The following is a 15,343-nucleotide window of genomic DNA, read 5'->3' on the forward strand; positions in this document are numbered from 1 at the left end:
GGTATCTTAAACTAGTGAAGGAATCCCCCGGAAACGTGCTTGGTACGATTCCTTCGGAAATGCTGGTAGACAGTTCGTCCGAGAGTAATCTTCAAGTATAGCGAATTGACTGTTGTTGCTGAATTGTGGGGGGATTCAATTGGGGTGCGCGTCTCCAAGAGATCGGCCGCTTTTAGGGAGGGGAATGGTATGAAGCGGTGGTTCGCAATTAATGAACATTACTGTTTGGGGCTTCGTCGCAACTTATCCGGCAGAATCGCTCTCTATTTGATCATATGCCTGACCATCCTTTTGGGCGGATTCGAAGCCACCGCCCTGAACTCCAGAGGAACGGAAGAATCCAGGCTGCCGGACAGCCGGCAATTGGACCGGTTGACAAAGCTGGATTCGGACAGCCTGATTCGGATGATACGACTGGCCGGCAGAGATCGACTCATGTTTGTGTTGAAGAATATTGACGCCGATACCCTTGCTGGAATTCTTCGCACCATGGAGCCCGAGAAATTGGCTAAGATAATTCGTGTCTTGGCCGACGAGCAATTTCTCGCACATCAATCCCAAAACCGAAGATTCTTGAATCGAGAGAACGTGCAGAGAGAAGCAATTCAGCAGACGATTTGCGAGCCTGACAAGAAGGTCGAACCAGCGACAACTCCCGTCAATGTTCAGCCTCCTGCATCTGAGACGGAACCGTCCATCGAGATTGACCGGTCCGTTTCACTCATTATTCATCCGTCCAACCCGATCAGGGAACTCAGCACGCGTCAACTCAAACAGCTCATCTCCGGTGACGTAACGAATTGGAGTCAACTGGGCGGACCTGATTTGCCATTGAAAATGGTTACTACTCACCCCAGACACGGTATTGGCGAGTTCATGAATCCCGGAAATCTTATCCAGGCCCCATTTGACAGTCTGGTGGTAGTTGGCGTCGCTGGAACCCGGGGAGCGCTCGGCTTGGTTCGCACGCAAAACGAACGTCAACGATCGTTCTTGAACAACCATTCTGCAGTGAAGACGCTCGGCATCAGAACCGCAAGCGAAAAACCGTAATATGTGCTGTTCGGAAGAGTGGATATGTCCTTACTCCAAGTTTTGAGGGCCGGCTGGATTTTCCGATGATAGTTATAGCCATTGCCGAATTGATGCCCGATTGCGGATAGGAGTTTGGTGGGCGCCGGCCTCCGCGCCTGCACACGTTAAATAGAATGAATGATATCAATAGAATGGACCGGCAGGGAAGCACGGAGAATATGTCTCAAAAGTCAAAATTGATCCCTGATCGTAGCACGATCTTCTCGTCATCCGCCCGGCCTGATTGTAGGGGCGCCCCTCGTGGGTGCCCGGTAGTGACCGGCCTCCGTGCCGGTCATTCGGGGAAGGGCAGGCACTAGGCCTGCCCCTACCAAGATCGTGAATCGTGGCACGATATTCTGTCCATTCATGAATTTTGAGACAGTTTCGGGACGCCGGTCCCCACTAACATCCTGAACTGAAGCGTGGGATAAACGTCGGAATTTATAGCAATCGCTCTAACATTCACATGCAGAATATTTTCCGGATGTGTTTTCCGGATTTTCTTGAAGGCTTGTAGCACTGCTCTGCGTGAATTCTTATACTATGAAAGATCGTGAATTGCTCCCGCCGCAAAATGTGATCTCGGCGGGTTCGGTCCGAGTGTCATGATTTGAAGGAGATCAAAAACGGAAGAATTACCTGCCAGACTCTCTGACACGGATAGCGCCGAAGAACGGTTGCATAAGAGGAGCCGGTTTTCCGCGGTGTTGCCGCAGGCTCATCATATTGCCGAGGCGTTCGAGGGGCTTGTGTACACTTGTTCTCCACATTCCCGCATAGAATTTATGAACTCGGAAATGGCTGAATGGATCGGCCGCAATGTAATCGGAGAAAAGATATCCGAATCAGTCCCGGAATTAACATTTACCTGCCCCGAGGAAGCAATTGAAGAAGCGAGACAAGGGAAAACGGTAAAATGGGATGCTTTGAACCCGGCGAACGATCGCTGGTACCGCGTTGTGAATGCTCCTCATGAAAACCCGGACGGTTCGGTTTCTGTGCTGGTGATGGTGCGTGACATCACCGAACAAAAATCTACTGAAGAGAGAGTTCGGCTACTGAACAATTTTCTCGATCACGTGGTGGAATCGTTGGCTCATCCGTTTCTTATAATCGATCCTGACGACTACTCGATCGTTATGGCCAATTCTGCGGCAAAGAAGGCAGGGGCAGCATCGGGATTCTGTGCCGAAATGGGTGATGACGACTTCAACAATGATAACCTTCCCTGCCCTCTAGACGAGATTAACCGAACCGGCAAACCTGTCATCAAATCGTTTGAACGTGAACTGGCCGGAAATTCAAAATACCTGGAAATCCATGCTCACCCGTTTTTCGACAAAGACGGTAATCTCGTCAAAATCGTGGAATATATCCTGGACCTGACCGAAAAAATCACCTTGGAACAGGCTCTTAGAGATTCGGAGACAAGAACTCGTTCGGTTGCACAATCCTCGGTGGACGCCATAATTTCGTCCAACGATGAGGATGTAGTCATTTTCTGGAATGACGGCGCACGAAAGATGTTCGGGTACCGTGAGGAGGAGATCCTTGGTAAACCGGTTACCACGATTATTCCGGAGCGCTACAGAAAGTATCACTCCGAAGGGGTGAAGCGCTTTTTGGAAACCGGCGCAACCAGCCTCACCGGCCGCACTATGGAATTACAGGGACTCAGGAAGAATGGTCAAGAGTTCCCGCTGGAACTCTCGTTATCCACATGGAGAGCCCGCGGACGCGTTTACTTCAGCGGCATAATCAGAGATATCACAGATCGAAAAGAAGCGGAGCAAGCCCTGGCCCAGCGAACAGCCGAGGTTCAGGAGAGAAAGGAAGAGTTGGAAGCACTCATCCAGATGGTTGCTCACGACCTGAAAAGCCCGGTCATAGCCATTGCCGGACTGGTGCGGAGTTTGAAAAAGAAGATCGACTCAAATCCGCAGGATGAAAATGTCGGTCGCATTGCAGAACAGATTCTCACTTCAAGTCAGACCATGGAAGAATTTCTGACCGATTTGTTGGATGCCATGGCTGTGGAAAAGACGGAACCGCAATTAGAACAATTCAACCTCGAGGAAGTCATCGAAGAAGTTGTGAGCGAGCACCGGCCTTCAATCGATGAAAAGCGAATCACGGTTCAAACTGAATTCTTTGCGTCAGATTCCACGGTTACCGCTGACAAACGAAGAATAAAGCAGGTCTTCGATAATCTGGTCTCAAACGCGTGGCGTTACATGGGCGATGTGTTGGAGCCCACCATATGTATCAAAATCAGGGACGATGGTTTATTCGTGACCGCCATGGTGTGCGACAACGGTATCGGAATTCCGCAAGAATATCAGAAAAGAGTTTTCGATCAGTTCTTTCGAGTATCGAATTCATCCCAACAAAAGGGCACGGGTCTGGGATTGTCTATCGTGAAGAAAATCGTTGAAATCCATGGAGGCGCGATTCATTGCGAATCGGAGTTGGGAAAGGGCGCTGCTTTTATCATGAAATTGCCCAGGAATCCTCTACAATAGTCAATGTTCTGAACTATGGCTTCTTTTTCTTGTTTTTCTGGCCCTCGGGACCGGAGGTGTCCCACTCTCCCGATATTTCGACCGTTATACCATCCTGAGCCATCCGTGCCATATCCTGAATATTGATCATTTGAGTATCCGCAGCGGAGATCTCCGCCGGATCGGGTCTGTTCGGGTCCAATTTTTTTTTGCATTTGGGGCAGCTTGCGCGTCCTGCCTTTAGCTGCGATTCGGATACTATGAAGTCATTACCGCAGGAACAGTGCCATGAGATTTCACGTTTTTTCACTTTTCACCTGCCATTAATTGCTCAGTACATCGTAGTGAAAGGGGAGACGCCGGGTCTATTGTTTGCCGCGTGGTACTCGAGAATCTTCCGTATCCAGGGGTCCCGTTCCAGTTGATCGGCTCTTAGAACATCCACAGCGGTGCGCTCCGGCCAATGCGAGTCTTCTTCTATGAGAATATCCGGCTGGAGTCCTTTTCCTTCTATATCACGACCGTCCGCAGTGTAATAGTGGGCAGTCGTGAGGCGCAAGGCCATTCCTGTCTGAATGGGAAAAACTGCCTGAACCGATGCTTTTCCGAAACTGGGTTTTCCAGCGACAATGACATTCGTGCGTCCCTGCAGTGCTCCGGTCAGAATTTCGGAAGCACTCGCAGACCCCTGATTTATCAAAATAATGATCTTTGTATCCGGAACCATTTTCTTTCCGGATGCTCGAAATTCCCTCGCGAAATCCGGGTTTCTCCCTTTTAGAGAGGTAATCATGCCATCAGGGACAAAAAGATCCGCCACCTGGATTGCTTCTTCAAAGACCCCTCCGGGATTATCCCGAAGATCCAGGATAAGCAGTTTATCACGGGATGGCATTCGCGAGAACCGGACCAGTGCCTGATATACTTCTCCTGAAACCGATTCCTGAAAATTGACGATTCTTAAATACGCTGCATCCTGTGAAAGTAGAGCAAAACGAACCGGACGGATTTGGATCATGCGCCGTTTCATGACCAGTTGACGAATTCGTCCAGATCTCGCTTCTTTCAATGTCACGGATATGGTCGATCCCGCCGGACCTCGTACCTTGCGAAGGACCTCCAGTAAAGGCACATTTTGAAGAGAATTCTGATCTATTTGAAGGATGGTGTCACCTGCCCGAATTCCCGCATCGTAAGCCGGAGATCCCTCGAACGGCGAAATGACGACGTACTCGCCATTCTTGGGCGTCACCACCATTCCTACGCCTCCGAATTTTCCGGAAGTGCCTATCTTGAGCTCTTTGAGCATGCTCAAATCCATCAAGCAGGAATTGGGGTCCAGATCCTGAAGGAACAGGTTCAAGGATCTGAGGAGAGACTGTTCGCGGTTAATTTTACAGGCCGATTCTATTTGTGCGATTGCCTTCGAGAAACATACTTCCGGTTCCGCACCGCATTCTTGAAAAGTCTCCAAATCTTCCGTGCAATTGGGCAGCATACTGAATGTGAATTTCTCCAGTATACCATTGAAGAGATCGGCATCATGAATTTTCTGTGCATAATGCTGACGAAACAGAGCAATTGCCTCATCGAACGGCCGAATGCCTGTAACAGATCGCAATGGTCTGATGAAACCCGAATCGGAAAATTCCGTGCCGTTTGTAGCAGCGAACCCCGTGACAGCGCTCCCGTAGATGAAAAACATAAGAAACAGGAGAGGTAAGATGACTTTTCCGGAAGTCAGTATCAACATTTCTGCTCGAATAAGAACGGTTTTCTTGGGCAGAAAGCAAACTCCTGCCTTCGGTGAATCATCCACTACGGAGCAAATCCTGTCAACCGTATCCGCCAGCCTGCAGAGTTAAAATTTTCCCCGAATCGGGACTAATGCAGCGGCCTTTCAGGCCCAATCCCCTACATTACTATACGCTAAGAAGACGAAAAAAGAGATGACAATCATGCAATTCGAGGATACAATCCAGCTCATGTAGTTATTTTTTTTCTGTGGTGAGGGTATTATGCGGTTCAAACAGGTCTGCCTTGCCATTTTTGTTGCGGTTCTTTGTTTTATTCCGGCTTTGTCCGGCGCAGCCTGATGTGATTTCGCCTTCTGGGCAGAAGGTCCGAGCTATTTTCAGGGTGGCACGACTCCTCCAAATCCGGGATATTCCGGTAATTGGAACAATGGTTACCAACAGCCGCAACAGCAATCGGCTCAAGATCGAGATTACGAAGTCCAGGTATTCACCGGTGAGGGTGGCTCAGTAACTCCCAGTCCTGCGAATCCGCGGCTTCGGCCGGTACATCAGCGAGACAATGCTACAGTAGCACGGCCCGTGAATCCGCGTTCTGTGAAGCCACACATCGAGGTTGGCAGCGCCGTTTCCGATTCGCGACTGGTCTATGGAGACCAGGCTTCACGCCCTATGTCTTCGAGAGTTTTAGGCCCTTACATGTGGTAGTTTTTTTGCTGGTTTCGCCTGCCTTTGAGCGGCTTCATTGAGAGGATCGCACCGTTCGATATGCCGTGTGATCTGATTGGCAATTCAAGATACACATATTTACTTTATTTTTTGGATGAACTGAGGGTGAACCGTGGTAGTAAAGGAGCGTAAGATAAAGAAGAGCAGTGTTGATGAGACGACTGAGACGGATCAAGCATGGTGGTCCGATTCGAGTGACGACACTGATTGGCTGGATCACGATTCCAACCATTTTGATCCTGACATGAACGGGATGATCTCTCCCGTGATTGTCGATTCCGTAAACTTCACGTCCAGCCGTGTTGCTTCGATCAGAGAAAGCCACGCGTTGCTCAGTCAATTTTCTCAAAAAGAACTCAAAATACTCATGAGTCTCAAGCGCAACACTTCTCCGAAAGCGTGGACGCTGAGAGAAGATCTCGTAGTCCTGACGCTTGCCATGAGCAATCGAGAAATTGCTGAAGTGTTGACGGACAGGAACAAGGAAGCAGTGAAGAAACGGCTGCAATTATTGCGATCCAAAGGTTTGTCCAAGAGACAACCCGAAGAAGAATCAGCTCCCCAGCAAAACGCACTCTAAAGGTTGCAGAGCCGTTTTCAACAATTCGCGCCACAACCAAATCATATCACAAAAAAAGATGTCGGAAGGGACCTCTAAATGAGCAGAGGTCCTTCTCTTTGCTGTTTGCCCTGGGTCAGCTCAGGCTTCGACCAGGTTTCCTCTGGAAATTTTCAGAAGCGAATTTGTAGTTTTCTGAACAAAATCCCTGTCGTGAGAAATCACAATATAGCTGAGATTCAGGTCGTGCAGCACTTCGATTATGCGTTCGGTAGTCTCTTCATCGAGTCCGCTCGTAGGTTCATCGAGAATCAACACTTCCGGTTCCATTGCCAGAACAGTGGCTAGCGATACCAGGCGCTTCTCCCCGCCAGACAGCTTGTACGTTATTCTTTCCTCGAATCCCTCCAGTTTGAGGGTTCGCAATGTCTCACGAACAATGCGCTTCGCCTCTTCGGGCGATTTCCCCATGTTCAGAGGACCGAAAGCTACGTCTTCCAGAACCGTAGGACAGAAAAGCTGGTCGTCTGCATCCTGAAAGAGAAATCCTATGCGGCCCCGTATTTCTGCAAAATCCGATTCACTGGTCCGCTGTTTTCCGAAAATTTCCACGATCCCGGATTCAGGGAAAGCCAACCCCATAATGATGTGGCATAGCGTGGTTTTTCCGGATCCATTCGGTCCTACAAGCCCGACCCGATCGCCGGGATTCAGCGAAAATGTTACACCATCAAGAACGTACCGAGTATCGTAGCGAAATCTTATGTCTCTCAGTCGGATCATTATTGTGCGATCAGGAGGGTGAAACGAACGGTGGGTGCAAAATGCAAATGAGATGCTGCGACTACGTATCTATCGAGTATATGCGCTTGTTTCATCGGCCCGTATTTAGTTCATGTTATGTTTTTTCAATAAATAGCATTCCTGATTCTCTCTGTCAACTCGCAGAAACCAAGACCTCATCGCGTGACACGGGCTTCTATCCGATACCGAAGTGGTAGGCAGAACGCGTGCGTTCGAAGCGTCGGAATCCGGCCAAAGCGAGACCCCTCGCATCAAACTATAGGAGTGGAGCGGGTTTGTCCGGAATACTTGGAGCATATCATGCAACTCGTTAAGAGACTGTCCAAGATGGGTGACAAGAATCACTGTCCGCGAAGCCATTCCTGCAATGGAACTCTTGCGACATGCAAAAGAGTAGACTTTGTATTGTGTTTCCTTGACTTTCCCTGAGTCGATCATTGATACTTGCCTCAATTCGCAGGAAAGAGAACACATGGAAGACCTCTATCAATGGATCCAGGAAGCTGCCGCTTTCCTGAAGAGGACAGTCGATTTCAAGCCCGATGCAGGAATTATCCTCGGAACCGGACTTGGTGGCGTTGCCGAGCGTCTGGAAATTGCCGAGCGTATCCCGTACAGCCGGATTCCACATTTTCTGGAATCCACTGTTGAAGGACATTCGGGGCACCTGGTTTTCGGAAAGCTGGCGAATCGTCCCGTTGTTGTCATGCAGGGACGTTTCCATTCGTACGAAGGCTACTCGATGCACCAGATAACACTCCCGGTCAGGCTCATGCACGCATTGGGTGCCCGGTACCTGTTCGTCAACAGTGCAGCGGGAGGACTGAATCCTCAATTCGTCCCGGGCGACATTATGATCGTGACGGATCACCTCAATTTGATGGGGCAGAATCCCTTACGAGGTATGGTGGATCCGAGACTGGGAGACCGTTTTCCTGAAATGAGCTGTGCATACGATCGTGAGATGATCCGGATTGCCTTGAATGCTGCACTCGACCTGAAGATGCACCTGCAGGCAGGCGTGTACGCTGCGGTTCAGGGGCCTTGTCTGGAGACCCCCGCAGAAACCCGGATGCTGCGTATCCTCGGAGCTGATGCAGTAGGAATGAGCACCGTTCCGGAAGTCATCGTTGCTGTCCAGTGTCGCATGAGAACCATGGTCTTGGCTGCCATAACCAACGTCAATCTTCCTGATTGCATGAAACCCGTGTCCGTGCAGGAAGTCATAGCCAACGCCTCGATCGCGGAACCGAAAATTTCTCTGCTGATACAGGAGACGCTCCTGCGTCTCACTTTTGACGAAACGATTGAGGTATGAGCATGACGGGTTCCGTCCAAGAAATTGCGCTCGTGAACGGTCTCATTCTTGCCGATCCGCGATCCTGCAAGGTCGTGCCTCACGGGAAGACTATCATCAAGGGCAATCGAATTGCCGAGGTGAATTCATCATACCTGGGGGATGAAATCTCTGGCGAGGTATTGGACTGCACGGACTGCATCATTCTTCCGGGCCTCGTAAATGCCCATACGCACGCGGCCATGAGTCTCCTGCGAGGATTGGCCGACGATTTGCCTTTGAACACCTGGCTGAACGATTACATTTTTCCTTCCGAAGGGCAGTATGTCGCGCCTGATTTCGTGTATCTCGGAACGAGCCTGAGCGCTGTGGAAATGGCTCTGGCCGGAATTACCACCTTTGCCGACGGCTATTTCTTCATGGAAAGAGCTGCCGAAGCAGCGGCTGCAGTCGGCCTGAGAGCGATCGTTGCCCAGGGGATTCTCGATGTCCCGGTTCCCGACAATCAACGCCCCGAAGCATGGCCTGACCGTGTACGGGCATTCTTCTCCGGTTTTCCTTCAAACGATCTGGTGACTCCAGCGCTCTTTTGCCATTCCCCTTACCTGTGCAGCCCTGAAACCCTTGTGCGGGCCAAGCGCATGGCCGAGGATCATAATTGTCTTCTTTTTTCGCATATTGCGGAAACACGCTCTGAAGTGGAGCAGATCGGGTTTCGTTATAATCGAACGCCTCTGGACCACGTTCACGCTTTGGGAATACTGGACCCGAATTTTGTTGCCGTACATTGCGTTCATCTCTCCGAGAAAGAGGTGGAATTGGCAGCGGAATCAAAAACCGGCGTCGTGCACTGTCCTGAAAGCAATATGAAGCTCGCATCCGGCGCTTGTCCTGCCTGGGATCTCGTCCGTCACGGCGCAAAGATGGCCATCGGCACGGACGGTCCTGCGAGTAACAACAATCTCGACCTGTTTGAAGAAATGAGGTCTGCATCATTCTTGTCGAAACTGTTGACCGGAAATCCCGAGGCTCTGGATGCAGCAACCGCTCTGCGGATGGCAACAATTGGAGGAGCAGAAGCCCTGGGACTCGACGATAGAATAGGCTCCCTGGAACCGGGCAAATTTGCCGATATCATCGTGATCGATCTGAATAGACCGCATCTCATGCCCGTATTCGACCCGGTTTCGCATCTGGTGTATTCGGCAAAAGGATCGGATGTGAGGGATGTTCTGGTCAATGGAAAGTTCGTGGTGAGAAACGGCACTATCATGACAGTAGACACGAGCGAGCTTTACGCTCGTGTTCGCGATCTCTCTAACAAAATCGCCGCTGCTCTCGATGCCCCCGGAAGGCGGTAAGATCGGGGAATTGTGGAAGTTGGAACAACGTATGACGGAAAAAATAACGTACAAGGATGCGGGAGTAGACATCGAGCTTGCTGACAGGGTTATCGGTTCTTTGTCCGAGCGGATCAAATCCACGTTTCGGCCTGAAGTCATCGGGAAGATGGGCGGATTTGCCGCGATGTTTCGACCTGAGTGGTCGCGATATCAGGACCCGGTACTGGTGTCTGCAACCGATGGTGTAGGAACAAAATTAAAACTTGCGTTTCTCACGGGGATTCACGATTCAGTCGGTATCGATCTCGTGGCCATGAATGTGAACGATCTGCTCGTTATTGGAGCAGAGCCGCTCTTTTTTCTCGATTATTTCGCTACTGGAGCACTCCGGGAAGAGACGATCACCGCTGTGGTTTCAGGCATTGTGGAAGGCTGCAAACAAGCAGGGTGCTCTCTTATCGGAGGGGAAACTGCGGAAATGCCCGATTTCTACGCACCTGGAGAGTACGATCTGGCGGGATTCTGTGTGGGCATTGTGGATCGTGCCCGTGCAATCGATGGAACGGGGATTCAAGCGGGAGATACAATTCTGGGCGTGGCATCATCGGGCCTTCACAGTAACGGATACAGCCTGGTGCGACGCGTGTTGCTCGAGCACAAGAAGTATTCTTTGGACTCGGTTTTTCCGGATCTGGGAAAGCCCCTGGGAGAAGTATTGCTCACCCCTACGAGGATTTACGTGAAATCCGTATTAAAGCTATGCAGCGAAATTCCTGTCAAAGGTATGGCTCATATTACCGGAGGCGGCTTCATCGGAAACATTCCCCGTGTGCTGCCTGAATCCTGTGCGGTACGCATTCGTCGCAGGTCCTGGGAGATTCCTCCTGTATTCAGGATGATCCAAAGAGATGCATCTCTGGATGACGAAGACATGTATCTCACCTTCAACATGGGAATCGGCATGGTGATTGTCGTGAATCCCGGTGACGCGGACAAAGCAGCGGATTCACTCAAATCTATGGGAGAGCGTGTCTCTCTGATAGGAGAAGTGGTCGCTCGGACGGGAGAATCCCCGGTAATTCTGGAATAGGATGAATAGTAGAGTTCCGAAAAGAATCGTACTTATGAGCGCATGTCTTACAGGCCTGCGAACCCGATACGACGGGAGTTCCCGTCCTCATCCTCTTCTGGATTATATCTCGAAGAATTGCATTGTCGTGCAAGTCTGTCCCGAAACGCTCGGCGGTATGGGAATCCCGAGACCTGCCAGCCGGTTTATGGGAGGAGACGGAACAGCAGTGCTTCGTGGGAATGCTCGGGTGGAAGATGCGTTCGGAAAAGACAGGACTCCCGAATTTGTGCGTGGAGCCGAAGAAACGCTTGCCATGCTCCGACTTGTCGGCCCGGAGTTGATTATCTTTAAAGAGGGAAGCCCCTCATGTGGTGTGAGAAGAATCGATCTTGCCGGAGCAAAGACCGCAGGCGTCGGAGTTGCAACCGCACTCCTGTCTACCACGGGAATTCCCATTATAACTGAAGAGGATGAGCTACCTTTCTGATACGAATTCTCAAGGGAACAGTAAGATGTTTTTCTGCAAATGGATTGATCCTTTAGCAGCTACTAACGCTACTGTGCTGAGACGTGCTGTCCGGAGCCCCACCGGGGCGATCCAAATGGTAGCCATGGGTGCAACCCATGGAAAGAATTATGGCAAAACTAAGTAGTCAGGACCCTGGAGGGATCCACCATCGTTCAACTTGAACTCAGATTTACACAATGGTGGACCCTTTCAGGGGTCCAAACAGTTATAATGTGGCGCCGCTGCCCACGGGTTTGCGAAACTGTCTCAAAAATCTTGAATGCACAACACATCGTGCCACGATTCATCATCCTTGTAGGGGCAGGTCTCGTGCCTGCCCTCCCGCAATGACCGGCACGGAGGCCGGTCACTACCGGGCACCCACAAGGGGCGCCCCTACAATCAGGCCGTGAAGATGATGAGAATTTCGTGCCACGATCTGGGACAAATTTCGACTTTTGAGACAGTCTCTTGCACCCGTGGCTACTCATGGTTTGTCCCTTCGGGACTGCAGCATTGAGCCAAGTGGCGCCCCAAACGCAAGGGTATGAAATTAGCTGAACTAAGGACATAATTCATTCACGAAAAAGATTCCCCGGTCTTACCTTCGGCATGAGGTTTTCCGTTTCGGCTTATGGAAATAAACACTTTACTCACGTACATCGGACGCAACTGCCCTGCTCTTTCCTGCTGGTTGGCTTCCCTGGAAACAGATCAATCGGATCGAGTCTGCAGGGATCTGCTCGACACTGCAAATCCGAGGATCGCCGTCGGTCGGGTGGAAGATCTTCTGGGAACGGACGGCGGTGAAACGGTCAGGACTATTCTGCGGGATGAGCGATTGCGAAGAGTCTTTCTGACCACCGTCGGAGGCTCCCGTTTTCTCTTCTCAATCCTGTGCAGGATTCCGGAATCGCTCGCTCCCCTGTTCCTTCAAGAAGGGTGTTCGATCCGCAAGACTCGTGCAATCATGGAACGGGAATTGAGGGAAACCTATGAGGGATTAGGCAACTCCAAAGAATTCGACCGTATGCTCCGGGTGTACAAGGAACGGGAATTCCTCCGTATCGGCTGCAGAGATCTGAATAATCTGGCCGAGGTGGAGGAAGTTATGGCCGAGCTCTCCGACCTCGCTGCTGCCGGCATAGAATCCGCAATACAGTTTCATTGGAAACGTCTCACGGAAAAACACGGCACACCGGAAGGTCTCGAACAGGGACTTGGTTTTGTAGCTCTGGGAATGGGCAAGATTTCAGGACGTGAGCTGAACTTCTCTTCGGACGTGGATCTCATATTTATTCGGGAACCGGAAGAAGGCAGGACACAGGGACCCGAGCCGATCCCCATCGCGAAGTTTTATGAATCCCTTGCTCAGTCTGTTTCTCGCTCTCTTTCCGATGTAACGGAGGACGGATTCGTCTTTCGCATAGATCTGCGGCTCAGGCCTGAAGGCGAAAAAGGAGAGCTTGTCCCTTCGTACACCAATGCTCTCGATTACTATCTCGGATGGGGCCGGACCTGGGAGCGGGCTGCGCTCATGAAAGCGGCTCCTCTGGCTGGAGACCGTAAGCTCGGCAAGGATTTCCTCCAGGAATTGGAGCAATTCGTCTATCGCAAGCACCTGGATTATTCGACACTTGAAGAAATGCGAATCATGAAGCTCCGCATTGAGGCACAGCTCAAGAAGAAACCGGGAGTCAATATAAAGCTCGGCCAGGGAGGCATTCGGGAGATAGAATTTTTTGTTCAGGCACTTCAATTGATCAATGGCGGAAAACAACGGCGTGTCCGTTCAGCCAGTACACTTGAAGCTCTCGACCTGCTCCGGGAAACAGGTCTGCTGGATAAGCAGACTACAGACGCTCTTCGATCTGCGTATCGTTTTTTCCGCAAGACCGAACACAGGATTCAGATCAATCACCAGCTCCAGACGCACGAACTGCCGCGAACTCCCGAAGACCAGGAAGAACTGGCACGGCGGCTCGGGTACAAAGAAGAGCCTCTGAAGCATTTTCTTGCAGACCTTGATTATCATCGTCGTGTGGTGGAAGAGCTTTTTTCCAGCATGTTCCATCATTCTGACGAGGAGATTCTCGACAGAATCTCGCCCGAGGCGAAACGTTTGATCGAAACCATACACGATGAGTCTGTATGTAAGAATCTGCTCGAACAGCTCGGCTTCGACGATCCTCTCTCAGCCTATGCGGTTCTCAAGAATCTTGTGATCCCGACAGACCGCAAGATTCCATCCGAGAAGGCTCGAGTACTCCTCAGCCGACTTGCTCCGCTGTTCCTCGACGAGTTGCTCACGGTTCCCGAGCCGGAAAAGGCTCTTGTTGCGCTCGACCGGTATATAGATTCCCTGTTTGCGCATTCGTCCTATTTTTCCACACTCCTCGAGAATCCTCCTACCATCCGTTTTATCGTCAAAATACTTGGGGAGAGTCGTTTCTTTACCGACTTGTTGGTCCGTCATCCCCAAGCTATCGATTCTCTTATTGCACGTGGCGCTGAGGAATTCCCCAAATCCAGGGAGACTCTTGAAAGCATCGTCACCGAGCGCCTTGCGTACAGCGAGGATCTCGAAGCGGAAATGGATGTGCTCAGGACATTCAAGAACGAAGAGATCCTGATGATTGGGGTCAAGCATCTTGCCGGTGAGATCGATTCGCCCACGGCAAGGGCGCTTGTCACGGAACTGGCTGAAGTATGCCTGTGTGCTGCCATCGATCTTGCGGTAAAAGAGATGACCAGAAAATTCGGGGAATTCGATTTTCTCGATCCGCTTCCTTTTGTGGTGCTGGGCATGGGCAAGCTTGGCGGCAGAGAGATGACCTACTTGTCGGACCTGGATGTCATCTTTATATACGAGTGCCCGGAGATGCAGATCGGACGGTTTTCCACACACGAATGGTTCACAAGGCTGGCCAATCGCATCATTTCGATCCTGAGTGTTCCTACTGCGGAAGGGACCGTTTTTTCCATCGACACGAGGCTTCGCCCTTCAGGCAATAAAGGTCCGCTGGTTTCGTCTCTCGACTCTTTCAGGGATTACCATGAAGCTACTTCCCAGCTCTGGGAAAAGCAGGCGCTCTTGAGAGCCAGGCCGCTCTCGGGTGGACCCGATCTGGTGCAGCAGGTAAACTGTATTGTGAGAGATTGCATCACCCGAACGCGGCTTTCCTCTGACGACGTGAAAGAAATCGCCAGACTGAGAGGCCGCATGGAAACGGAATTGGCGTTGGAAGACGACTTGCATGTGGATCTCAAGACCGGGCATGGCGGACTGGTTGACGTGGAATTTCTGGTGCAGGCTCATATTCTTAAGCATGCCTATCACTTCCCGGAAATAATAAAGAATAACACTCTGGAAGGACTGTCCGCTCTGAGAGATGCAGGCATTATTGACGAGTGTGCGTTTGAGAGCCTGGATTTCGGGTACCGATGGTTGAGCAATCTTGAAGACCGTCTCAGGATAATGGAACATAGAAGCATCGACAGAATGCCCTTGACCGGCGAAAAACTACGGGGCCTGGCGCTCCGGCTGGGATATGGCGAGGGAGGCGAGGATCGGCTCATCAGCGACTACTTCACCATAACGGGGACTATTCGGAGCATTTACCGGGCATTTTTCGGCGAACCCCTTGCCCGTGCTCCACGAACGTAAAGCTTCAGTTATTCGCGGGAGCAACAATGATG

The 15,343-nt window shown here is 50.9% G+C and carries 11 protein-coding genes; 8 read left to right on the plus strand and 3 right to left on the minus strand.

Annotated features, from left to right (window positions below; genetic code table 11):
* Nucleotides 1-189 precede the first annotated feature (189 nt).
* Nucleotides 190-1,053 carry a substrate-binding domain-containing protein gene (locus DESTI_RS15955; RefSeq protein ID WP_014810999.1) on the plus strand — a complete coding sequence of 288 codons (864 nt, stop codon included), beginning with the start codon at nucleotides 190-192 and terminating at the stop codon, nucleotides 1,051-1,053.
* 773 nt (nucleotides 1,054-1,826) lie between these two features.
* Entirely contained in the window at nucleotides 1,827-3,599 is a 1,773-nt protein-coding gene (locus tag DESTI_RS15960; RefSeq protein ID WP_272913414.1) for a PAS domain S-box protein, read from the plus strand.
* A 13-nt stretch (nucleotides 3,600-3,612) separates the two neighbouring features.
* Here DESTI_RS15960 and DESTI_RS15965 read toward each other — a convergent pair whose 3' ends face one another.
* Both DESTI_RS15965 and DESTI_RS28995 read right to left on the minus strand, forming a co-directional pair.
* Nucleotides 3,613-3,888, minus strand: coding sequence for a hypothetical protein (locus DESTI_RS15965; protein ID WP_014811001.1), 276 nt, complete (start codon nucleotides 3,886-3,888; stop codon nucleotides 3,613-3,615).
* A 21-nt stretch (nucleotides 3,889-3,909) separates the two neighbouring features.
* Complete coding sequence (locus tag DESTI_RS28995; RefSeq protein ID WP_052316063.1) at nucleotides 3,910-5,397, minus strand: S41 family peptidase; 1,488 nt, start codon at nucleotides 5,395-5,397, stop codon at nucleotides 3,910-3,912.
* Nucleotides 5,398-6,173: 776 nt separating this feature from the next.
* Between DESTI_RS28995 and DESTI_RS15975 the strand changes: the two genes are divergently transcribed.
* Nucleotides 6,174-6,641: a hypothetical protein gene (locus DESTI_RS15975; protein WP_014811003.1), complete on the plus strand. Its 468-nt coding sequence runs from the start codon at nucleotides 6,174-6,176 to the stop codon at nucleotides 6,639-6,641.
* Nucleotides 6,642-6,761: 120 nt separating this feature from the next.
* On the opposite strand, the gene DESTI_RS15980 is transcribed toward DESTI_RS15975, so the two are convergent.
* Entirely contained in the window at nucleotides 6,762-7,403 is a 642-nt protein-coding gene (locus tag DESTI_RS15980) for an energy-coupling factor ABC transporter ATP-binding protein (RefSeq protein ID WP_014811004.1), read from the minus strand.
* A 493-nt stretch (nucleotides 7,404-7,896) separates the two neighbouring features.
* Here DESTI_RS15980 and DESTI_RS15990 point away from each other — a divergent pair, with 493 nt between their 5' ends.
* From DESTI_RS15990 to glnE, 5 genes are all read left to right on the plus strand, one after another.
* A complete protein-coding gene (locus DESTI_RS15990; RefSeq protein WP_014811006.1) occupies nucleotides 7,897-8,742 on the plus strand; it encodes a purine-nucleoside phosphorylase in 846 nt (281 codons plus the stop codon).
* 2 nt (nucleotides 8,743-8,744) lie between these two features.
* Nucleotides 8,745-10,082, plus strand: a complete 1,338-nt coding sequence (locus DESTI_RS15995; protein WP_014811007.1) for an amidohydrolase — start codon at nucleotides 8,745-8,747, stop codon at nucleotides 10,080-10,082.
* A gap of 43 nt (nucleotides 10,083-10,125) precedes the next feature.
* Nucleotides 10,126-11,154 (plus strand): phosphoribosylformylglycinamidine cyclo-ligase, encoded by a 1,029-nt coding sequence (gene purM, locus DESTI_RS16000; protein ID WP_041287229.1) that lies wholly within the window; start codon nucleotides 10,126-10,128, stop codon nucleotides 11,152-11,154.
* Between the two features lie 34 nt (nucleotides 11,155-11,188).
* Nucleotides 11,189-11,623, plus strand: coding sequence for a 2-thiouracil desulfurase family protein (locus DESTI_RS16005; RefSeq protein ID WP_157212179.1), 435 nt, complete (start codon nucleotides 11,189-11,191; stop codon nucleotides 11,621-11,623).
* A gap of 655 nt (nucleotides 11,624-12,278) precedes the next feature.
* On the plus strand, nucleotides 12,279-15,311 hold the full coding sequence (gene glnE, locus DESTI_RS16010; protein ID WP_014811011.1) for a bifunctional [glutamate--ammonia ligase]-adenylyl-L-tyrosine phosphorylase/[glutamate--ammonia-ligase] adenylyltransferase: 3,033 nt from the start codon (nucleotides 12,279-12,281) through the stop codon (nucleotides 15,309-15,311).
* Nucleotides 15,312-15,343: the final 32 nt, after the last annotated feature.

Source organism: Desulfomonile tiedjei DSM 6799, from assembly GCF_000266945.1.
GTDB classification, from domain to species: Bacteria; Desulfobacterota; Desulfomonilia; order Desulfomonilales; family Desulfomonilaceae; genus Desulfomonile; species Desulfomonile tiedjei.